Genomic DNA, 22180 nt, shown 5'->3' with positions numbered 1-22180 from the left:
ACATTTGAAGGAGTTTCACACGGTGGGAAACAACACACAGGCGCATTCTACCCAGACCACGACTGCACGCCAGGATTCATACACTGGCCCTCCGCGCATTTCTTGCTGTCGACACCTCCCAGGGACAACTATGCCCCTTTTTTCTGACAGCCTTGAATTCAGGCCTGGCATGGAGCCCAAATAGCACCCATCTCAGGTCAACAATGTTCTTCAGTAGAAGGAGATGCTTTCGTGGCAGAACTATTTCATGAAATTGATCACTGCGTTACTGCTCCCCAGGGCTTCCGCGCAGGTACGACTGCTTGCGGTATCAAGTCTGACGCTGGCATTAAGGACCTTGCGATCCTTGTCTCAGATGTTCCCTGCACTGTTGCTGGTGTCTTTACGACCCACAACCTGCGCGCAGCGCCCGTCTTGCTCTGCCAGGAGCGCTTACAAGACGGCCAGGGGCAGGCAGTTGTCGTCAACAGCGGCAATGCCAACTGCGCCACGGGCGAGCAAGGCTTACACAATGCCTATCGTATGACTGAACTTGCCGCGACCAATCTCGGACTCGCCCCAGAACTTATCTTCTGCTCCTCAACAGGCATCATTGGACGCCAATTGCCTATGGAGAAGCTTGAAGCAGGCATCCCACAGATCGAGTTGAGCCGCGAATACGGCGACGCCTTTGCTGAGGCGATCATGACCACCGATACTCGCCCTAAGCGCCTCGCGCTTGAGTTCGAGATCGAGGGCCAGGCCGTTCGCCTGGGTGGCGTCACCAAGGGAGCAGGCATGATTCGCCCCAATATGGCAACTATGCTGAGCTACCTGACTACCGACGTGGCGGTAGAACGCGCATGGCTGCAACAGGAGCTGCGAGACGCGGTCAACGATAGCTATAACATGGTCTCGGTGGACGGCGACATGTCGACCAACGATACGTGTTTGATCTTCGCCAATGGCCTGGCCGGCAATACCCCACTCAACGCGCAACATCCCGACGCGGAGACTTTCCGCCAGGCATTACGCTACATTACACGCTACCTGGCACGCGAGATGGCACGTGATGGCGAGGGCGCGACCAAGCTGCAAACCATCCACGTACGCGGCGCACGTGATAAGGCTGACGCGGTCCTGGCGGCACGCTCCCTGACCAGGTCACCGCTCTGGCAGTGCGCGCTGGCGGGTGGCGATCCCAACTGGGGTCGTATTGCGGCTGCGGCTGGCTCCAGCGGCTGCGAGTTTGACCAGAATGCCTTTGATATCTTTATTGGCGAAACCCAGATCGCCGCTAAAGGCATGGCAATAGATTATGACCAGGACCAGGCGCACGCGGCCATGGCCGGTGACGAGGTTCTGATTACCATCGACCTACACCTGGGAAATGGCGAGGCCACAGCCTGGGGCTGCGACCTTACCCACGGCTATATTGACGAAAATTCTTTGTACACACGCTAACTGCCTCTCGAAAACCTGAGCGCGCTAGCGCTAGCCGCGTGAGCGGCGTTGGTTTTCGCATAATAAGTAAGTCATAAGGAGAAAAGCTATGACAACGACGGAGTTGCAGAAACGAGATTGGGCTGCCCTCGAACAGAAATATTATCAGGGTACCTTCAAGCGCCTCCCTATCACGCTTGTACGTGGCCAGGGCGCACGTGTCTGGGACAGCGAGGGGAAAGAGTACATTGATTTTGTCGCTGGTATCGCCGTCAACATCCTGGGACACTGCCATCCAGCTATCATTCAAGCCGTACAAGAGCAGGTCACACAGCTCGTTCACGTCTCTAACCTCTACTACAATGTACGCCAGATCGAACTGGCAGAACAACTTGCCGAGCTGAGCGGTGGCATGCGCTCCTTCTTCTCTAATAGCGGAGCCGAGGCCAACGAGGGCGCGATCAAGCTGGCGCGTAAGTATGGTCGCCTCCACCGCGATGGGGCCTTTGAGATCATCAGCATGGAGCGCAGCTTCCATGGTCGCACGCTGGCTACCACCGCCGCGACCGGCCAGGCGGCCTATCAGGCCTCCTGGGCGCCCCTGCCCGATGGTTTTAAGCAGGTACCTTTCAACGACCTGGACGCGGTCAAAGCGGCCACCAGCGCCAAGACGGTCGCGATCCTGGTTGAGGCCGTTCAAGGTGAGGGTGGCATCTGGCCCGCCAGCAAGGAGTTTCTCCAGGGACTGCGCCAGTGGTGCGACGAGCAGAACCTCGTCCTGATCTGCGATGAAGTGCAGGCTGGCGCGGGTCGCACCGGCAAATACTTCAGTTGGGAGCACTACGACATCAAGCCGGATATCGTCACCATGGCCAAGGGCCTGGCAGGTGGTGTTCCGATTGGTGGGATGCTTACCGGCCCCCGCACCGACGTCTTCGCCTATGGCGATCACGGGACAACCTTCGGCGGCAATCCCATCGCCTGTGCCGCAGGTGTCGCAACCATCAAGACCATCAAAGAGCAGAACCTGCTTGAGAACGCGACCAAGATGGGAGCTTATTGGGATAAGAAGTTCCAGGACCTCAGCGCGAAATATCCGCACATCATCGATAGCCCACGCGGCATCGGCCTGATGCGCGCCGTCAATGTCAAACATGACTTGGCAGGCGCGATTGCGGAGCGAGCGCTAGAGCACGGTCTGCTGCTCAACGCCCTGGGCGGTTCAACCCTACGCATGGTCCCCCCGTTGATCCTCACCGAGTCCGATCTCAACGAGGCACACGCGATCCTGGACCGCTCCCTGGAGGAGGTCTCCAAGCTTCCCGCGGCTCAAAAGTAAAAACGCTTTAAGAGACCAGAAGAGAGGGCCCTGCGCTGGCAGGGCCCTCTCTTCTGGCGCTACAATAGGAGAAAGAGCCACAGAAAGCTCTATTCTCGATGCCATCCTGATTCTTCCTCTCTTCAGCACTCTCTACCAGCTCCCCCCCCTCGCACGCCTTGCGGATGCCCTCTATGCCTGGGTCGCCCGCAATCGTAGCCACTTCTCCGGCGTGACTCCCTACTGCCAGCGACCCGGCGCGCAATGTAGCGCGACCCAGTAATACTTGCGTGAGATTTAATTGGTTGGAGTAGACACCTCTTCGGAGGCAAGAAGAAGCACCTGAGGCTGCACTTCTTTCGCAAGAGGTTCGGCAGGCTGTTCTGCTCGCACACGTACCTTCCCTTTCAGGTTAATCAGCAAGACACCCAAAATAACGACCAGGCCGCCACCCAGCGCGATAGGAGATGGCACCTCTCTCAACCAGAGCCAGGCAATGATGAGCGAAAACACGGGTGAGATATTGAGGAAACTTATGGCAGCTGAGGCACTCGTACGCGAGAGGGCAAAGGTCCACACGAGATTGGCGACAGCCGCAGGAAACAGGCCCAGAAATACAATAGCCAGCGTCGCCCCTAGAGGAGCATGCGGCAACTCCTGCCAGAGAGTGGGAAGGAAGATCAGCATAAAGAGTGTGCCACCCCAGAGGTTATACGTCGCCAGTTCCAACCCACTATATTTGCGTAGATAGCGCTTCTGAACCACAAAATAAACGCTCTCAGAGAAGGATGCAAGCAGGATAAGCAAGGCACCAGGGGTAAAATGTAGCCCACCATTTCCATTCAACGAAATCAAGGCCACGCCTGTAAAACTGATCAATAGACCAACCCACCCCCATACAGAGAAGCGCTCTCCCAGAAACAAAGTCGCCAGGATAACCGTGAAACAGGGGACAGTAGCAATTAAGAGGCCCGCGGTCCCTGCCGAAACGCTCGTCTCGCCATAAGTAAGGCCCAGCTGGTACACGGTAATACCGATAAACCCTAGCAGGATCATCGCTGGGATATCACGCCTATCAGGCATACGCATGCGCGTGACCAGCGCATACATAAGCAAAGCCCCTGAAGCGATCAAAAAACGTAATAAGATCAATGCCCCGGCGCTATACCCCGTCAAACCCGCGCGAATACCCGCGAAGGCCGAGGCCCAGAGCACAAGTGTCAGCGATAGCGCGACGAGAGAGGGCACATCCCGAGGCGAACGACGCTGCATAGCCTGAGAAGATGGATGTAGGCGCGACATAATTTTAATAAAACTCCTTCAAGAAACAGAATCTTTTTATATTATTGCATTCATCAGCATCTATCCACAGTCTAGATAACACACGCCAGGGTACCAATTATTCTCTGCAATAAAAGAGAGGGTACATGTCACCTCCAGCCCTTGGTAACATGCACTCCTCTATTACCTTGACGCACTACAATGCAACTTAAGATCATTCTGGTAGAGGCAATTGGCAAATTCGTCTGACGCAATATATAGCAAGCGATAGACAATAATCAGGAAAGCTGAAAATGTGTCTTCACGCTTACACGACTCACCTGGCTGTGCGCCTGGCGCGCCTGCTCGTAGCGCTGCCAATCGATGGAGAGTCCTCGCTCCACAAGAATCTCCGCCGCCAGGTCCGCCGGGAAGCCGCGCTCCGCGTGCAGCTGGAACAGAACCCGCCCATCAACATAGCCTTGCTCGTTCGCCTCAACGTGCTCCAGCAAGCTCAATCCCTGAGTGAGTACGCGCGAAAACATGCGCTCTTCGTTGGCCACGACCTGCACCAGTCCTTGCACCTGAGAATGCTCCTGCGACGTAAGAAGTGAGCCATGCCCCGCCGCCAGGGGCGACAATAACTCGCCGAGGAAGGGCTGCTCCAGTCCCAGCACACGCCCCTGGCGCGCCGCGCGGCGAATCAGCCTGCGCACCACAGAGCTACGCCCATCGCGCCCGGGCCGTACATCCACCAGGCCCGCCAGGAGCACCGCGCGCATGTGGTCAACAATCATTCGTCGCGTGCGCCTCACCTCGCCTTCTTGCTCGGGCGCCAGCTCGTGTAAGCGCTCTAGCGCGGGCAGAAACACATCTGTAGAGAAGACAGACTCAGATCCCTGCAAGACCGTCGCTATACGTTCCAGGCCCATCCCGGTGTCGATATTCCTCTGGGGCAGCGTGGTAAGTGAGCCATCCGCGTGACGCTCATACTGCATAAAGACCAGGTTCCAGACCTCCATAAAACGCTCACAATCACATCCAGGACGGCAGGTCGCGTGCCCACACCCCAGTTCCACACCACGATCCACGAAGATCTCCGAGCTGGGACCACAGGGACCGGGGCCATCACCCATAGTCCAGAGATTACCCTCACTCCCCAGGGGCACAATCCGCTCATTGGGCATGCCCACGCCCAACCACTCGTTGATCGCCTCATCGTCACCGGGCAATCCCAGAGATTCGTCGCCTGCATAGACGGTTACCCAGAGCCGCTCTCGCTCTACCTCCAAATGCTGTAACAAGACCTCCAACGCCATCTCTATCGCCTCACGCTTCCAGTACTCTCCTATCGACCAGTTGCCAAGCATCAGAAACGCGCTCATCTTACGGTCATTACTGCCTACTGCCTCGACATCATCAGTCCGCAGACAGCGCTGCACTGAGCTAAGACGCGGCGAGGGAGGCAAGGTCTCCGCTCGCAGGTAGGGGAGCAGCGGCTGCATACCCGCGATAATAAAGGACGTACTGTTACCAGGCACCGCGAGGGGGGTGGAAGGCAACTCATAATGCCCATGCCCACGAAAGTAACCCAGATAGCGCTCAATGATCTGAGAAGAACTAAGCACTGTCGTCATGATGTATCCATCTCCTTTTGTATTTACGTACTAGTGTTTACGGCTCGCGAATACAGGATCGATTGCTCTCAAATGGAAGCGTTTTTAGCTCGGAGACGATGTTTTCGCGCATACAAAAAGCCCGCCCCAAGCATAAACGCTCAGGGCGGGCTATTCTATCTATTGCTAAGCTTTAGCAAGCCCGTGGTACCACCTGAATTGAAAACCTCCGCCAGGCTAACAAAGCCAGGCAAAGCTTCTCCACTCTACAGGCACGGAAGCAAACCGCCTTTGCAAGAATCAAGCACACAGGCTGGCTCTTCGATGCCTTGCCCCATGGTAACGGAGGGCGACCGGCTAGAATTACTTACCCATTACAACCGTTCTTGCTGAACGCTTTCACGGGTGTTTGTTCCGCATCGTGGCTCATTTGAGAGCCTGAGGGGGGCCTACCAGGTCCATCCAAAGCGACGGGCTTGCACTCTCCCCATCTCGCTGGTCTTTTTGGCTGTCCGCTGATTTCGTCCCTCGCGACGATTTCTGTATTACAGCAAACTCCATGTTATATGTAAAGTATACGGACGACACTGAAGAAAGTCAAGCTTTGCAAAAATTTTGTGCTTAACGTGGGGTCAGAAGATAGCCTACGACCTCGTAGCCGCGCCCCAGGCGCTCGTTCTCGGGAAGGTCGGTAATCCATTCCCAATGCCGCTCCTCCAGAACTGTAAACTGCTCCTGGACGAGGTCAAAGAAGCCACGCGGGACAAGAGGAATATCTCTGCGATGGCTGGCATCGTGATCAGTTCCGTAGACATTAAAGGCAAAGCCACGCACATCGCTCAGCAGCAATATCAGGCCATCCTGGTCCAGCAGGGAGCGAAGCAGATGCAAGTGTGCGTTGATGACACGTAGGCGAAAGGCTTGCGCGGCCTCCTGATAACGTCGATGGCGCTCCTGCTCACCAAGTAGCTCGGGGGCTGCGGCTTGAATCGCGTCCAACAGATCAAGAATGGGATAACTAAATAGCTGCGACATGACCAGTGAGCTTACGACGAGGCCATATTGCGCGCTGCCCAGGTCATCAATCACAGGTGGGTCAGACACGAGGCACTCCTCCAGGCACTGGGCCGCAGCGTCAAAGATCGCGTTACTCCCCTGCTTAGATAACTCATCCCAGCGCCTACGGCGTGTGTGGCGCAGCAACTGGCCACTCACCTGTCCGCTCAGATCGCACTCAACCAGGCGCATCCTGCGGCGCTGGCCTGGACTCTTCAGTTGTTCATCGCAGGCGCGCCGCATCCCCGCCAGATCAAGGTCAGCCAGCACGAGTTCATCAGCGCCCCGGCATAATGATACCAGGGGCACCTCAGTACAGCCGCCCGCACCCAACACAGCGATGCTGGCAGATGTACTGGCAGAGCGCCGATGCAACGCGAGCTGATACATGGCCTCGCATTGCTCTAGATGCTGCGCTGCATGGGTACGCAACCATTCACGTCGTTCAGGGCCTTGCGTTTGTGCATTGCTATAAGAAAGACTCTCTATCCGCACTATTGTCCCTCTACCTCTCCACTCGAAATGATGGTCGAATTCTATCATCATCTCAAGTGGAGAGCAAACACACGCCTTCTATCATCCTCCCCAGAGGGGTGTGCCTCGGATACTAGCCGCTTATCCCAGGCAACGAGAAAAAAGCCTATTCACCCGCCTGGGCCTTCACATGCTCATGCCAGGCGGAGAGTACCTCTCGCTCGCGCTCTGGGGAGAGCGTTTTGCCCAGCGCCCCTTCGCGCTGCTGGCCATGAATCCAGGCCAGAGTATCGCGCGCGGTCTCCTCCAGGGAGCGGAAGGTCATCCCAGCGGCGACGGCTTTGGCGTTCTTCACAGTACAGAAGGCGTCACCTTCCTCGCCTGGTATCCAGAGCGGGAGTTGCATCCAGGGCTGGATCTCCTGTTTCTCCAGAAAATCTTCCGCGACCCAGGTAAAATGCGCCTCGTTATTCAACGCGACCCGACAACGCTCCAGCACCTCGCCCACAGGCTGTGGCTCTTGTGGGCCAGTCGCGTTGAAGGCACCCGTCTGCCTGGTTTCAGACATGCGCACCATCCACTCCGCCAGGTCGCGCACATCAATCCATTGCAAGGGCATATCCCGGTGGTCTGGTGCCAGGACCTCACCCCCCTGAGCCAGGCGATAGGGCCAGTAGGTAAAGCGATTGGAGGCATCCCAGGGACCCACAATCAAGCCGGGGCGCACCAGCAAGGTCTTGCCAGGAAAGGCCTGCTCAACCTCCTGCTCGCACAAGGCCTTGAGCGGGCCATAGGTCTCACCAGTGACCTCCTCAATGCCTGGATCTTCTAAGGTCGCCAGTGGATACTGCTCATCGATGCCCTTCTCTTTAAAGTCGCCATACACGTTAATACTGGCGACAAAAGTATAGTGCTCAACCAAGCCAGCCAGCGCCTGCGCGGAGGCGCGTACGATGCGTGGTACATAGCCGCAGGTATCAATAACCGCGTCCCACTTGCGACCTGCAAGCAAGTGCAGATCATGCTCGCGGTTCCCTAAGATCTCCTCCGCCTGGGAAAAGAGGCCTGGCCGCGTCTTGCCTCGGTGAAAAATAGTAACCTCGTGTCCACGTGCCAAGGCAGACTCAACAATATGCCGCCCCAGAAAAGCGGTCCCCCCTAATAGCAAAAGCTTCATCCGATTCAATCCTTCATTATTTCAGTAACGTCCTTGCCATTTAGCATAACCCGCCCAGAAGCTCACTGAACAGGGCAAAAATATGCTGGTAGCATAGGTCGTTCATCAATCTATGCTACCAGCATATTTTTTAAAGCCTATTTCCCCTGATATTTAGGGGCACGTTTCTCAAAGAAGGCGTGAATGGCTTCTCTGTGATCTTCCGTGGTGATCGCGCGACCTTGCAGTTCGCCCTCCAGTTTGAGGGACGAAGCCAGGTCGCTATCCAGGCCCTGGTACATAAGCTGCTTGATCAGGCCATAGGCACACGTGGGGCCATGCGCCAGGCGTTGCGCGACCTGCAAAGTTGCCTGTTCTAGCTCGGCGGCGGGTACGCACTTGTTCACCAGGCCTAGGCGCTCGGCCTCTGGTCCGCTCACCTCATCCGCCAGCATTGCCATCTCCAGGGCCTTGCCAATACCTACCAGGCGTGGCAGAAAGTAGCCACCGCCCCCATCAGGCACCAGGCCAATGCGGGCAAATGCCTGGATGAAACGCGCGTTATCGGCGGCGATACGCAGGTCACAGGCCAGGGCAATATTGCACGAGATACCGGCGGCAACCCCATGTACCGAGGCAATGGTCGGCTTCGCCATCTCCTGCAAGGTGCGAATCAACTGGTGATACTTGCCCAGATGCTTGCTAACCTCCAACGGCTCCTCGCTGTTATCGGCCGAAGAGAACTCGCTCAGGTCCTGACCCGAGCCAAAACCACGTCCGGCCCCCTTCAGGATCACACAGCGAACATCCTCATCTTGCGCGGCCTCGGCGACAGCCTCGTTTAGCTCAGCGAGCATGCGCTCATTGAAGGCATTCAATACTGCGGGACGATTCATCGTAATGGTTGAAATATACTCTGAGGTTTGTGTTACCAGGTGCTGGAAATCACTTCGCATGTGTCCACTCCTCATCGTTGATGGTGTGTAAAATCTGGCTATCCCTTAATTGTAGGCATATCCAGCATTAAAACTTCAAGGGCCATGCGCGTATTCACATTCTGCTCAAGCGCTTCCAGGGTCTTCAGGATCGAGCGCACCATCTGCTGCGCCTGGTTGGGAAGAATTTTGCTGGCCTGCGTCTTGAGCAGGTCGCGCATATCGACATTGACGGTCAGATCGAGGCAATTATTGCTTGCCAACACCAGGTCACGCCACCAGAGCAGGAAGAGTTCGAGCACCTCACGAGCGCGTTCGCTATCACTGGCCAGGCGTTGCACGAAGTCAAAGCGCTGCACCCTGTTCAGTGTAGGAAGTTTGGCCAGCCCCTCTAATTGGGCCTTGCGCTCCTCCATCATCTCTTCATCCTCAATGGCCTGCACGGCCCAACCCATACGTCCGGCGGCCAGGGCGGCTACCAGGTCGGCCTCCTTAGGATCGGCTTCCCAGTCATCCACAAGTGCCTGGCGGATCTTCGTTGTGGTCAGAAGCTGCATGGGCAACTGTTGCACACGTGAGATAATCGTGGGCAATAGTAGACCCGGTTCCGGCACGGTCAGGAGAAGTATCACGTCAGGCTCTGGCTCCTCCAGCGTCTTGAGCAAACAATTCGCCGCCTGGATATTCATCTGGTGGGCATCTGGTATGAGGAAGACGTTTCGTCGCCCCTCCAGTGTGCGCCGCGACGAGTCGTTCTGCAAAGCACGAATCTGCTCAATGACGATAAATTGCTTATCGGGGGCCCTGGTCACAACGTGCACGTCTGGATGATTGCCATGCAGCACCTTGCGGCACGCCAGGCAGGTATTACAGGGGTTGAGCGGAGACACACGAGGGTCTGGACCACCCGTACAGAGCAAGGTCTGCGCAAAGCGATGCGCCAGGAGCGACTTACCAATACGTGGGGGACCGGAGAAGAGGTAGGCATGACGAACCTGCTGCGACGCCAGCATGCGGCGCAAGATATCGATACTGTGTTCGTGGCCGATAATATTCCAGCCTTGTTGCGACTGTCCTTGCTCAGTTATCATGCTCCCATGGTACCAAAAAGCACGCCACTACGCAAGGCAATTTTGACGCCTAGTAGGGGCTTCCAATTCGTCTCTGGCGCCTGCCTCGGCTCGCTCGCTACGCTTGCCTCTGGGTAAGGGGTGTCTGGTGGTGGGCTGGCTTTGCCAGCCCACCACCAGACACCCCTTACCCGTGAGTGCCGCAGGCACGAAAGCAGATACTAAACCTGCTCAAGTTGTGACCTGGGTACCACAGGAGAGGGCTTTGAAAGTTTGTATGCTATACTAAATCTCATGGGTAACGCAAAACAAGGACCAGGGCGATACAAACAGATTCCAACTCCTCGTTTACAACCAATCCGCCAGGCCTGGCGTATAAGTGTATAGGGTAGCGGTTTGTCAGCTTCGCGGTTTCCTGTGTACCAGATCACAGCGTTTTCTAGACAGCATATGCTATGCTACTTTATATATGCAAAAACTTCACAGACACACAACACAATCAGATTTAAAACTTCTGCAAAACTGATAAGGTCGATGTAACCAATGGATCTCCCTATCCGTTTGTACAATACAAATAGCAGTCTGCGTTCTTCTATGGAAGAGGAACGCCGAGGCTCTCCTGGAGGATCCACATCAGCCAGTCAGGATGAGGTAGAGCAACAGGCCCTAGAAACACAAGAAGTTCGCCCACAGGCGCCAGAACCTGAACCTGCTGACGAAGAACAGCAGCCACAGGTACAAGCAAGCGAGCATGTGAGCGTAGAGGACTTCGAGGATATCTTTCAACGATATCAAGGGCCTATTACGAACTATATCTACCACCTCATTGGCAACCGGGAGCAAGCCTACGACCTGGCACAAGACGTTTTCGTCAAGGCATACAGGGCACTATTAGGAGGCACACAAGTACAGCCAGGGGCACTTTCTGCATGGCTATACCGTATCGCGTCAAATACGACCACTGATACCCTGCGCAGGCGCCGCCTGATTTCCTGGCTTCCACTGTCGCTCTTTAATGAAGATCGCGGCATTGGCGCTGGCGTTGTCTCAGACAACGGGAACTCGGGTGGAGAGAACTACGCGGGCGATGAGCAGGTACATGAGGCGCGGGCAACAGCGGTCAGTACTGCCTATGAGCGCAATGGCTACGATGGCGGTAAGTTCGAAAATCGCGTTGCTGATCGCGAGCTTGTGGAGCGAGTATTCAATCAACTGCCTCCTAAATACTCTTCTTGCCTCTGGCTATACGAGAACGACGGCCTATCTTGTGCAGAGATTGCTGAAGTGCTCAATATCAGTGCATCTGCGGTTAAGATGCGCCTGATGCGAGCACGGGAACGGTTTATCGCATTGTACAAAAAAGAGGTCGGTGAAGATTGAACTGCAATAGAGCGCGAGAACTCCTCGCTAATTATCGAGATATACAAAAGGAGCGGGCGGCAATCCTCCCAGAGCTAGATGCTCACCTGGAGGCTTGCTCTGCCTGTCGCCAGATTCAGCAACAGAGCGACTTTATCGGTGCAAGTGTTCGCTCGCTACCTACATTGTCCTCAGCGCCGGAGGCACATGCTAAACTCATGCGCGCGCTCGCCGCTGAGCATACGCGCTATATTCAGCGTGCAACGTCTTCAGAACTCTCAACACCGACACCTGCTTTCCTCAAGCCCTATCTCAAAGATATCGTTGCCGAGGAAAAACACCTGGAGCCTCTTACCACCTTTTCGTCAGCAGAAACCGGTCCCCTTCCTGTTATTCCAATTACACGCAAGAGTCCACGCGTAGCACGGTTAGGGCCTACCACAATTGTGGGGATCGCCGCCGCTGTATTGATGCTAATTATGGCGGGTGGTATTTCGTCCCTGGTGCTCATGGCGCAAATGAACAGCGGTAAGCCTGGTGAGACTATCTCGGGACCAGCCATTGTAAACAAAGTTACAAATATCTCCGTTGCCAGTGTTGCGGTACAGACGTCCTACCCGCATGTCGTCAGCGCGCTCGCGGACCGCAATACCATGTACTTTAGCGCCTATCAAGATGGCAGCGATCCTGAATGGATGCTCGAACAGGTCCACCTCAACACAAACAACGACCCATCTATCACACCAGTACCGCTACTGGACAAACCAACAACCAGCAACGTGTACCTGCTTGAGAACGTCCAGAACTGGCTCATCTGGCTCCAACTGGATAAACCTAAAACCACCACGGGCAAGCCTCTAGATACGCAGAATAGCTCGCTCACACGCACCTGGAGCCTCGACGCCCTCTACGTGGGTTCAGGAGATACTAAAACTGACAACAAGAGCCTCCCAGGTGAAAAGAACGAGGCTAGCGCCAACCAGCCCATTACCCTCCTCAAGGGCCTGTATGACCAGAATACGGTTCCGGCATGGGTAAACTCGCCCCTCCAGGGAACCAGCACCTATCAGAATGATCTGCTGGTTTCCTGGCTTGATAATCAGGGTACCTCCCATCTGACACGCTACCAGCTCGATGGTCAGCAGCAGGCGCCAACGTCCGAGGAGCTAGCCCATGTCAATGCGGGCCATGTTCTGACTTCTCCTACCGCAAGCAACGATGGCAAAAGCATCTACTGGGGAGAAGAGTGGGCCACGAACGATAATGTCTTGCATGGCAATATCTGGCAAAGCCAGGAAGAGGAGGCCGCGCCAGAGCATGGCCGCTGGGCGCCGCATATCGAGACAGTACGTTCGCTGTTTAAAAACGATGAAGCCTCCTTCCATCCACATGTGGTGGGCGACACGCTCTTTATGCTGAGCACGCTCCCCCTGGATGCCTCAAATCAGACAAACAAGCCGTCACCCATTATTACGACAGACTCACAGACGCCAGTGGCCTCGCTTACGCCTTCCGCGGCGAAAAGCACCCCTGTGCTCACGCCTTCCGTGACAACAGGCCAGGGCGAAACACCTATCACGCAACCAACCCAGGCGCCCTTGATCGCAAAGAGCGATCCCAACGCCTATCCATTGCAGGCTGATGCCATGATCCAGGGAACCCTCTTCGGCTATCAGCTCAGTGATACCACCCTGGCACCGCAACAATTTGGCGATGAAGGCCAGTCCATGGCTCTCCAGGGCGGCAACCGCTTCTTGCTCTGGCAGAACAAGAACAAGAGCATTAATATGTTCGATGTTCTGACTAACAACCAGGTGGGAGTGGGAACCCAGATTCCAGCCAACACGCTCTTCCTCTCCATCCATGGAGATACCGCTGTGTGGCTGATTCCTCCTGATACCAATGCGAACGCGACTCAGCCAGCCAATACGGTCACCTTTAAGACCTTTAACTGGCCCACGAAGATCGTCTCCCCCAACAACTAGACAGCTTAATGCACCGAGAAAGGCGAGAGGAAATTTCCTCTCGCCTTTCTTCTTTAAGCTCCTTACGCCCTCTTAACTTTTCGCGTCCGGCGTGATATTATTCATGGCTTCCTGCGCCAACTGGGGATCAACTTTGCTCAGATAGCTCAGCATTTGCTGATGCTGGGCTTCTAAACGCTTGTTCTGGTCCTGCAAGCCCTGCACAACCTGGAGGATTAAGCTGTCCTGGTGATCCAGGTGCTCCATAATATTCCTGATCTCCTCCTCGCCTTTGCTATCAGTAATGTAGTCATTCTGGGCAGTAAGCCTATCCTTTTCAGCCTGCCGATTTTGCGAGATCATGATAAATGGCGCGGCGAATGCTGCCTGAAATGAGAGCGCCAGGTTCAATAGAATGAATGGATAAGGGTCAAAGCGGCCGAAATATGCTTGCACACTATTGAAGAGGATCCAGGCCAGAAGAAGAAGACTCTGAATAATAATAAAACGCCAGCTACCCATGTTGGACGCAACAGTGTCAGCCACTTTTTGTCCAACAGTCAAATTTTGATCGGCTGCCTCATTCACATTGACAACAGGCCCATGCTGCTTATGGTCGAAACGCGGGAACTTCAACTGTCCCAGGCTCTTGTGGTGAGCCTCTTTTTCATTTAAAGCGGGTGTGATGCTCATCAGGAAACTCCTTTTTCATTTTTTTGTCCACCCTTCATCTTCCCCCTTCATAACCTACTTCATAAACTTTAAAGAGACATGAAATTGGGGTAGCAAGATGGCCTCTCCAGCAATTGCTGGGGAGGCCATCTTGCGTTTTCTCTTCCAGGTAGATAACACCTCCTGGCTAGCAGCCAAGCTCCTTGGCGATCAGCATACGCTGCACCTCGCTTGTCCCCTCGCCAATCTCGTTGATCTTGACGCTGCGCCAGTAGCGCGACACAGGATATTCATCCATAAAGCCGTAGCCGCCATGGATCTGTACCGCCTGGTCTGCCGCACGCTTGGCCGTCTCGGACGCAAAGAGCTTGGCCATTGAGGCCTCGCGCCGATAGGGCTTCCCTTGCATATGCAGCCACGCGGCTTTATAGTACATCAAGCGTGCCAGTTCAATCTCCATATCCATGTCGGCGAGCTTAAACTGAATGGCCTGATACGAACTAATTGACTTGCCAAACTGCTTGCGCTCTCTGGCGTAACTCAGCGCCTCATCCAGGCAGGCCTGGGCCAGGCCAACTGAGAGGGCCGCAATCGCGACGCGCCCCGCGTCCAGAATTTGCATAAATTGTTTGAAGCCATCACCACGCTTCCCCAGAATATTCCCTTCGGGAACCATGCACTCCTCAAAAGAAAGCGGGCGGGTATCCGAGGCCTTCCATCCCATCTTCTTATATGGATTCCCGATGACATAGCCAGGCGTACCCTTTGGTACAATCAAGTTGGTGATTTCTTTGCGCCCATCTGGACGTTGACCCGTCACTGCCGTAATCGTCACACCACCCGTTATATTGGTTCCGGCATTGGTAATAAAGACCTTGGAGCCATTGATATGCCACTGGCCATCCTCCTTGAGCACAGCACGCGTACGCGTCCCGCCCGAGTCAGAGCCAGCCTCTGCTTCCGTGAGGCCAAAGGCCCAGAGCCGTTCACCAGTAGCGAGAGGGAGCAGATAGCGCTGCTTCTGTTCCTCACTGCCAAAGAGATAAAACGGGGTCGCGCCCAGCGAGGTATGCGCCTCCATGGTAATGCCCACCGAGACATCACCACGCGAGATCTCTTCTATAGCTAGACAGTACGAGAGAAAATCCGCGCCCGCACCACCATATTCCTCAGGAAATGGCAGTCCCAGCAGGCCCAATTGCCCCATCTTGCCAACCAGCTCATAAGGGAACTGGCCAGTGGCGTCCATCTCCTCCGCGCGCGGCTTAATCTCCTGCTCTGCGAATTCGCGACAAGTATCACGTATGGCTATCTGCTCGTCGTTGAGTGTAAAGTCCATACCGTTTTTCCTTTCTTGCAACATAGCTGCCTTCAGTAGAGCGTAGCAATCTCTACCAAGATCATATTATATCCGATTTCAGCAAAGCGTTGTTGCTTTCACCCCACCTACTTCGCGCCTGTAGCGCTCGGAGGTAAGAGAGAGTGGCCTGGCAAGTGGGCGTCTGCCCACTTGCCAGGCCACTCTCTCTTACCAAAAAGAAAAGAAGGCGAGAGTGCCTACAGGACCATTACCTGTAGGCACTCTCGCCTTCTTTTTAAGTGCAAGAAAGCTTAGGAGAAAGCTTTGTCGCTCTCGATGTTGGCGCCCACGCCCTTGCGCAGCATGGGAACTTTGTTTAGCTCTTCCCATGGCGCATCGATGTCGGTTCGCCCAAAGTGGCCAAAGGCCGCGGTAGGCTGATAGATGGGCCGGCGCAGGCGCAAGTCCTGGATGATGCCCGCCGGGCGCAGGTCGAAGTGCTCATTGATCAGGCGAATGATCTCTTCGTCCGATACCTTGCCAGTGCCAAAGGTCTCGACAAAGAGGGAGAGCGGACGCGCGACGCCGATGGCGTACGAGACCTGGAGTTCGAGGCGATCAGCCAGGCCAGCGGCCACAATATTCTTCGCGATGTGGCGCGTGGCATAGGCTGCCGAACGGTCGACCTTCGTGGGATCTTTACCACTGAAGGCACCGCCACCATGACGTGCCATGCCACCATAGGTGTCCACGATAATCTTACGCCCCGTCAGACCAGCGTCGCCCATCGGTCCACCCAGCACAAAACGCCCCGTGGGGTTCACAAAGATCTTGGTCTCTGAGTCAAGCAGGTGCTCAGGAATAACCGGCTTGATAATATGATCGATCACATCCTGTTGAATCTGTTCGCGATCCACATACTCGGCATGCTGCGTTGAAACGACGATGGTATCTACACGCACAGGCTTGCCATGCTCATACTGGATGGTGACCTGTGCCTTGCCGTCCGGGCGTAAATAGGTCATCGGGCCATTGCCGCCCCAGGACTTGCGACGGACCTGTGAAAGCTGGCGCGTCAACTTATGTGCCAGGCTGATTGGCATGGGCATATATTCAGGCGTCTCGTTACAGGCGAAACCAATCATCATGCCCTGGTCGCCTGCGCCAACGCGCTCCAGTTCATCATCGCTGAGATGCAACTGGACATCGCGCGCCTCTAGCGATGCGCTCACGCCCATATCAATGTCGGGAGACTGCTTGCCAATTGATGTTACGACGCCACAGGTGCGATAATCGAAACCATAGTCTGCATTAATGTAGCCAATTTGCTCGATTGTTTTTCTTACAAGTGCAGGCATATCCACCCAGGCGGAGGTCGAGATCTCACCCGCCACCAACACCAGGCCAGTCGTCGTTGCCGTCTCACATGCTACGCGTGCCAGGGGATCCTGCGCGATAATCGCATCCAGGATGGCATCAGAAATCTGGTCACACAATTTATCTGGGTGCCCCTCTGTGACCGACTCACTGGTAAAAAACGACTTTGGGCTCTCCATAAAATTACTCAAAGGTTGGCACCTTCCTCTCTTACAACAAGGTTCATCTACGTGAACGTACGCCAGAAACAGGTGGAATAGTATACAACCAGGGTCACACCTGTAAGCGCGAGGAGCGACGCGGGATATTTTCTCTTGCCTTACTTCTTCTCCGAAACCCCTGAGCGCGCTTGCCGTGCCACCTTTAGGTGGTCCCCGAATGGGGGAAGCGCTAGCAACGCGAGTGGCGCGCGCCCTCGAATGAGGGTTGTGGTTCGGAATAAGATCTTAGCAAATTGTAGGCATAAAAAAAACCCTTGCTTAGCAGGGGTATGGCATTTATGCTCATTCCCCTCATCTTGCGGCTATAAAAAGTCCGCCGGAATTGGCACCCTTCTCCCTCGTCTTGCCTCATTACTCATAACTGCAAAACAAGTTAAGCGGGTTGCCGGGCTTCGTCGGGCCGTGTCCCTCCACCTCTCTTGATGAGAGCGATCTCATGCGTATTTTGTTTCATTTTCGAAGTACAGCGCTTCAGCAGAATGCTGCCTGAACGCTTTTTATTAAATTTATTCTACGTCAAAGCTTCAGCCATTGTCAACTATACAAGAGGTAGAACCATCAAATACTCTTCCAGCTCTTGCCTCAGCTCGCAAGCTCGCCTTGGGGTAAGGTATGGGGGTGTGGCGCGGGCGATCTGCCCGCGCCACACCCCCATACAATATATCCTTAAGAACCTGTAGAGATTAGGTGCCTGACTCCCAGGAGTTGAGATACTTCTCCTGCTCAGGGGTCAGCGTGTCGATGCGAATCCCCATCGACTGGAGCTTCAACCGGGCGATCTCTTTATCGATATCAGCCGGGATGGTGTAGACGCGAGGCTCAAGGTCCTTGGCCAGCTTGAGCATATACTCAGCACCAAGGGCCTGGTTGGCAAAGCTCATATCCATCACGCTCGCGGGATGACCCTCGGCGGCGGAGAGGTTGACGAGGCGACCCTCAGCCAACAGATAAACGCGGCGGCCATCGCTGTAGGTGTACTCATCAACGAAGTCACGTACGCGGCGCTTGTTGGTCGCCAGCTTCTCTAGCGCGGGGATGTTAATCTCATCATTGAAGTGGCCGGAGTTTGCAATCAACGCGCCATTCTTCATATGCTCCAGGTGATCCTGGTCGATCACGTTGATGTCTCCGGTGACAGTCACGAGGATGTCACCGATCGCGGCGGCCTCGACTCCAGGCATGACGCGGTAGCCATCCATGACAGCCTCAAGCGCGCGTGTAGGATCGACTTCGCAGACGACCACGTTTGCGCCCAGGCCATGACCACGCGACGCGACACCGCGACCACACCAGCCATAACCAAAGACGACCAGGGTACGACCCGCGAGCAGCCTGTTGGTCGAGCGAATAATGGCATCCAGTGTGCTCTGGCCCGTACCATAGCGGTTGTCGAACATATGCTTGGTATCAGAGTCATTGACGGCCAGCACGGGGAAGCGCAGCACCTCTGCCTTTTCCATGCTCTTCAGGCGAATAACACCCGTAGTTGTCTCTTCCAGGCCCGCGACCACATTTTCTACCAGCTCGCTACGCGAGGTGTGCAGGATCGAGACCAGGTCACAACCATCATCCATAGTCATGTTCGGCTTGTGATCAAGCGCCGCATTGATATGACGATAGTAGGTCTCCTCATCTTCGCCCTTGATAGCATAGGTGGGAATACCGTACTCGCTTACCAGGGCGGCCGCGACATCATCCTGCGTCGAAAGCGGGTTGGAGGCGCACAGTACCAGGTCGGCACCACCAGCTTTAAGTGTAATCGCCAGATTCGCGGTCTCAGTTGTGATATGCAAGCAGCCAGACATGCGCACGCCTTTCAGCGGCTGGTCCTTGATAAAGCGCTCACGGATCAGGCGCAGTACCGGCATATCTTCCGCGGCCCACTCAATGCGGTCCTTACCGCGAGCAGCCAGCGAGAGATCCTTTACATCACCACGCGTTGAAATAGCCATTCTATAAATGTTCCCTTCTTAAACAACAGCAAAACTGAATAGTATTGTACAACAAATCGCTTCGATTGGCAGAGAGCCAGGTACAGGTTCTTAGCGCACGTTCCAGTATGGATCAAAATGCGAATAGGTCACAAGCTCGTTATAACGCTGCTCGATATCCGCTATCGACAATTCACGCAGACCATTGATACTAAAGTCACTGCACGCAAAGGAGCCAATAATGTTGCCATGGACCACTGCACGCTTCATATCTTCCGCGCTATAGGCACCATTGGAATCAGGCTCGACCGTAGAGAGATAGCCAAGAAGGCCGCCCGCAAAGGCATCGCCTGCGCCTGTTGGATCGATGACCTCTTCGAGAGGATAGGCTGGAGCGCTGAAGTAGGTTGCATCCGCGCCAAAGAGGAGCGCGCCATAGCTTCCCAATTTCACCACCAGGTATTTCAAGCCCATATCCAGCAACTGGCGCGCGCCCGCAAGGATGCTCGCCTGCTCGGTATACTGGCGTACCTCTTCCTCACTCATAAGCAGGACATCGACGCGCTTGATGATCTCGGTCAACTCCTGGCGCGCGGTCGTAATCCATAGCTCCATCGTATCTAGCACGGTCAGGCGCGCATTGGGTGCCTGTTCTAAAACCTCCAATTGCAGGGAGGGCTGGATGTTTGCCAGGAAAAGCAGGGGGCTCTGGCGATAGGTCTCTGGAACGACCGGGTGGAAATCCGCGTACACACCCAGTTCAGTGTAGAGCGTATCGCGATGGTTCATATCCAGGTGATAGCGCCCACCCCAGGAAAACGTCTTGCCCTCCTGTATCTGCAAACCACTGAGATCGATACGATGACGTTGCCAGAATTCTAAATGCTCGCGGGGAAAATCACTGCCAACGATAGCGACCAGGTTGACTTCGTCATAGAGCGATGCCGCCGTCGCGAAAAAGGAAGCCGCGCCACCCAGGACGCGATCGGCTTTCTGAAAAGGGGTCTCAATAGCATCTAAGGCCACAGAACCCACAACAAGAATCGACACTACTTACAGCCTCCAAAAGAGTTTTCTTCATCAGAGGGGATTGTACCACGTTTTTCTATACAGGCGTAGCATCACTCAAGTGCTCAATCACACCATCGAGAAAGGCCAGTGTGCGGTGAAACTTCTCCTGCGCCATGTCACGGGCTGGGTCAGTCTGCAAGGACTGGTAGAGTTCAATAAAGCGCTCTTCAACATGCCGCAAGACCGCAGCCAGGACATCGCCATTCACCGCGCGATTGGGATAGCGCGCGCCAAACTCAATTAGCGAGGTTACAACCGCCAACCCACTCAAACGCCCCAATTTGTCGGCATCATAGAGAAGACGAGCCTCCACAGGAACGTCCGGATGGGTATCGCTCGTCTGCAAAGTGTGCGTTAGAATGATCTGTTCCACCTTTTGCGCTAGGGCATCAGGAGCCTGCTCGCGCTGCAGGAAAGAGAGAGCCATATCCGCTGACTTGCGATGGTGATCCGCAAAGCCATGCGCAACGTTAGAGATGTCATGCAAATATGCCGATACAACCAGCGCTTCCATATCGATAGGCGCCGCATCTTCTTGTACCTCCAACTGGAGGGCGAGCATTTTACAATTAGCGACTACCGCGCTGGCATAGCGCAATCCCTCGCTCCCCAACACCTCTTCCACATACTGCGCGGTCGCATGTACAATATCGGTTTCCATCAGCAGAACCTCCCTATAGTCAAATTATGTATCGCCTTTGATTGTGCTCTGATCTATGCTTCCCAGGTGGGAAGATACGCTGTACCTGCTGGCATGCAGCAGTATTATCATTGCTCATGTTCGCGGAAAAGAGCGCATGCGCCACCCGGTTCTTACTCGGACTTGCTGGACATCATTTCCCGCAGTGAAGTTGTAAAGGGAGCGCGCGCCACACCGCAATCAGTAATGAGCGCCGTTATATATTCATGAGGAGTAACATCAAACGCGGGATTAGCAACCGTGACGTCCCAGGGCGCCACCCGCTCGCCGCGTATGCTCGTAACCTCTTCCGCATTCCGCTGCTCAATCGGGATCAGTTCACCGGATGCAAGCGTCAAATCAACCGTCGAGAAGGGCGCGACGACGTAGAACGGAATGTGATGGGCATGAGCCAGGACAGCCACGCTATATGTGCCTATTTTATTTGCCACATCCCCGTTCGCGGCGATACGATCAGCCCCGACAAAGACCGCCTTGATCCCCCCATGCCGCATAAAATGGCCCGCCATATTGTCAGTAATCAACGTTAAAGGAATCCCCGCTTGCTGCAATTCCCAGGCCGTCAGACGTGCCCCCTGCAACACGGGCCGGGTTTCATCCACAAACACATGCACATGCTTGCCTTGTTGCTGCGCAATATAGATAGGTGCAAGCCCCGATCCCATGCCGCTGGTTGCCAGAGCACCTGCATTGCAATGTGTTAGCAGCGTATCCCCATCCTGAATAAATTGCGCACCCAGCTCGCCCATACGCTTGCAAGAGGCCGCATCCTCATCCGCAATTTGGAGCGCCTCTTGCTGTAACAGTTGAGCTAATTGCCGCAGGGTCTCGACCTGTAGCTCATCAGAAGCACGCCGAGCGCAATCCTGCATGCGTTCCAGCGCCCAAAAGAGATTGACAGCGGTCGGGCGCGTTGCCCCCAGGAGTCGCTTGGCCTCGCCCAATGCGGCATAGACCTCATGTAAGGGCATGCGCTCACCCTGCTCACGCCACAGGCGTTGAGCCGCCAGCGCCATCCCTAAAGCCGCCGTCACCCCAATTACAGGCGCGCCCCGCACCTTTAAGGATACAATCGCCTCGACCACCTCATGCTCATGGCGCAAACGCAGTACATACACCTGCAACGGTAAGCGACTCTGATCCACCAGGCAGACAGCAGCCCCCTGCTCATCCTCCTCCCACCAAACCGTCCGTACCTGTTGGCGCTGGATTTGACTCTTCATAATGAGGGCACAAGCCTCCTTCAAGATATTAGCTGGACACTAGACACCAGGGAGA

17 protein-coding genes and 1 riboswitch are annotated in these 22180 nt (G+C 55.1%); of the genes, 4 read left to right on the top strand and 13 right to left on the bottom strand.

The window, feature by feature from the left end:
- Positions 1-231: 231 nt before the first annotated feature.
- Both argJ and JMJ16_RS29115 read left to right on the top strand, forming a co-directional pair.
- On the top strand, positions 232-1443 hold the full coding sequence (argJ, locus tag JMJ16_RS29120) for a bifunctional glutamate N-acetyltransferase/amino-acid acetyltransferase ArgJ (protein ID WP_201387312.1): 1212 nt from the start codon (positions 232-234) through the stop codon (positions 1441-1443).
- A gap of 88 nt (positions 1444-1531) precedes the next feature.
- Complete coding sequence (locus tag JMJ16_RS29115) at positions 1532-2761, top strand: aspartate aminotransferase family protein (RefSeq protein WP_201387310.1); 1230 nt, start codon at positions 1532-1534, stop codon at positions 2759-2761.
- Positions 2762-3037: 276 nt separating this feature from the next.
- Here the strand turns inward: JMJ16_RS29115 and JMJ16_RS29110 are convergent, their stop codons facing one another.
- The 6 genes from JMJ16_RS29110 to holB all read right to left on the bottom strand — a co-directional run bounded on the left by JMJ16_RS29110 (position 3038) and on the right by holB (position 10328).
- Positions 3038-4042 carry a DMT family transporter gene (locus JMJ16_RS29110; RefSeq protein ID WP_236601732.1) on the bottom strand — a complete coding sequence of 335 codons (1005 nt, stop codon included), beginning with the start codon at positions 4040-4042 and terminating at the stop codon, positions 3038-3040.
- Between the two features lie 257 nt (positions 4043-4299).
- Positions 4300-5637, bottom strand: coding sequence for an alanine--tRNA ligase-related protein (locus tag JMJ16_RS29105; protein ID WP_201387307.1), 1338 nt, complete (start codon positions 5635-5637; stop codon positions 4300-4302).
- A gap of 600 nt (positions 5638-6237) precedes the next feature.
- Positions 6238-7167, bottom strand: coding sequence for a hypothetical protein (locus JMJ16_RS29100; RefSeq protein ID WP_201387305.1), 930 nt, complete (start codon positions 7165-7167; stop codon positions 6238-6240).
- A gap of 145 nt (positions 7168-7312) precedes the next feature.
- Positions 7313-8323 carry an NAD-dependent epimerase/dehydratase family protein gene (locus tag JMJ16_RS29095; protein WP_201387304.1) on the bottom strand — a complete coding sequence of 337 codons (1011 nt, stop codon included), beginning with the start codon at positions 8321-8323 and terminating at the stop codon, positions 7313-7315.
- Positions 8324-8460: 137 nt separating this feature from the next.
- Positions 8461-9258 carry an enoyl-CoA hydratase/isomerase family protein gene (locus JMJ16_RS29090; protein ID WP_201387303.1) on the bottom strand — a complete coding sequence of 266 codons (798 nt, stop codon included), beginning with the start codon at positions 9256-9258 and terminating at the stop codon, positions 8461-8463.
- Between the two features lie 38 nt (positions 9259-9296).
- Complete coding sequence (gene holB / locus JMJ16_RS29085) at positions 9297-10328, bottom strand: DNA polymerase III subunit delta' (protein ID WP_201387302.1); 1032 nt, start codon at positions 10326-10328, stop codon at positions 9297-9299.
- Between the two features lie 573 nt (positions 10329-10901).
- Between holB and JMJ16_RS29080 the strand changes: the two genes are divergently transcribed.
- Positions 10902-11687, top strand: coding sequence for an RNA polymerase sigma factor (locus tag JMJ16_RS29080; protein WP_201387301.1), 786 nt, complete (start codon positions 10902-10904; stop codon positions 11685-11687).
- Positions 11684-13651, top strand: coding sequence for a hypothetical protein (locus JMJ16_RS29075; protein ID WP_201387300.1), 1968 nt, complete (start codon positions 11684-11686; stop codon positions 13649-13651). The genes JMJ16_RS29080 and JMJ16_RS29075 overlap by 4 nt, the downstream gene beginning before the upstream one ends.
- Before the next feature lie 72 nt (positions 13652-13723).
- On the opposite strand, the gene JMJ16_RS29070 is transcribed toward JMJ16_RS29075, so the two are convergent.
- From JMJ16_RS29070 to mtnA, 7 genes are all read right to left on the bottom strand, one after another.
- The gene (locus JMJ16_RS29070; RefSeq protein WP_201387299.1) at positions 13724-14323 is read right to left on the bottom strand and encodes a DUF1003 domain-containing protein; all 600 of its coding nucleotides are present in this window, start codon (positions 14321-14323) and stop codon (positions 13724-13726) included.
- 166 nt (positions 14324-14489) lie between these two features.
- Positions 14490-15641, bottom strand: coding sequence for an acyl-CoA dehydrogenase family protein (locus tag JMJ16_RS29065; RefSeq protein WP_201387298.1), 1152 nt, complete (start codon positions 15639-15641; stop codon positions 14490-14492).
- Between the two features lie 272 nt (positions 15642-15913).
- Entirely contained in the window at positions 15914-17158 is a 1245-nt protein-coding gene (metK, locus tag JMJ16_RS29060) for a methionine adenosyltransferase (RefSeq protein WP_201389177.1), read from the bottom strand.
- Between the two features lie 330 nt (positions 17159-17488).
- Positions 17489-17629, bottom strand: a riboswitch (SAM riboswitch).
- Between the two features lie 254 nt (positions 17630-17883).
- Entirely contained in the window at positions 17884-19152 is a 1269-nt protein-coding gene (gene ahcY / locus JMJ16_RS29055; RefSeq protein ID WP_201387297.1) for an adenosylhomocysteinase, read from the bottom strand.
- A gap of 90 nt (positions 19153-19242) precedes the next feature.
- Positions 19243-20181: a PfkB family carbohydrate kinase gene (locus JMJ16_RS29050; protein ID WP_201387296.1), complete on the bottom strand. Its 939-nt coding sequence runs from the start codon at positions 20179-20181 to the stop codon at positions 19243-19245.
- A gap of 55 nt (positions 20182-20236) precedes the next feature.
- A complete protein-coding gene (locus tag JMJ16_RS29045; RefSeq protein WP_201387294.1) occupies positions 20237-20863 on the bottom strand; it encodes an HD domain-containing protein in 627 nt (208 codons plus the stop codon).
- 152 nt (positions 20864-21015) lie between these two features.
- Positions 21016-22125, bottom strand: coding sequence for an S-methyl-5-thioribose-1-phosphate isomerase (gene mtnA / locus JMJ16_RS29040; RefSeq protein ID WP_201387292.1), 1110 nt, complete (start codon positions 22123-22125; stop codon positions 21016-21018).
- Positions 22126-22180 lie beyond the last annotated feature (55 nt).

Source organism: Ktedonobacter sp. SOSP1-52 (genome assembly GCF_016587395.1).
Note: the sequence above shows the minus strand (reverse complement) of the source record. Positions and strands in the feature narration are given on the sequence as shown.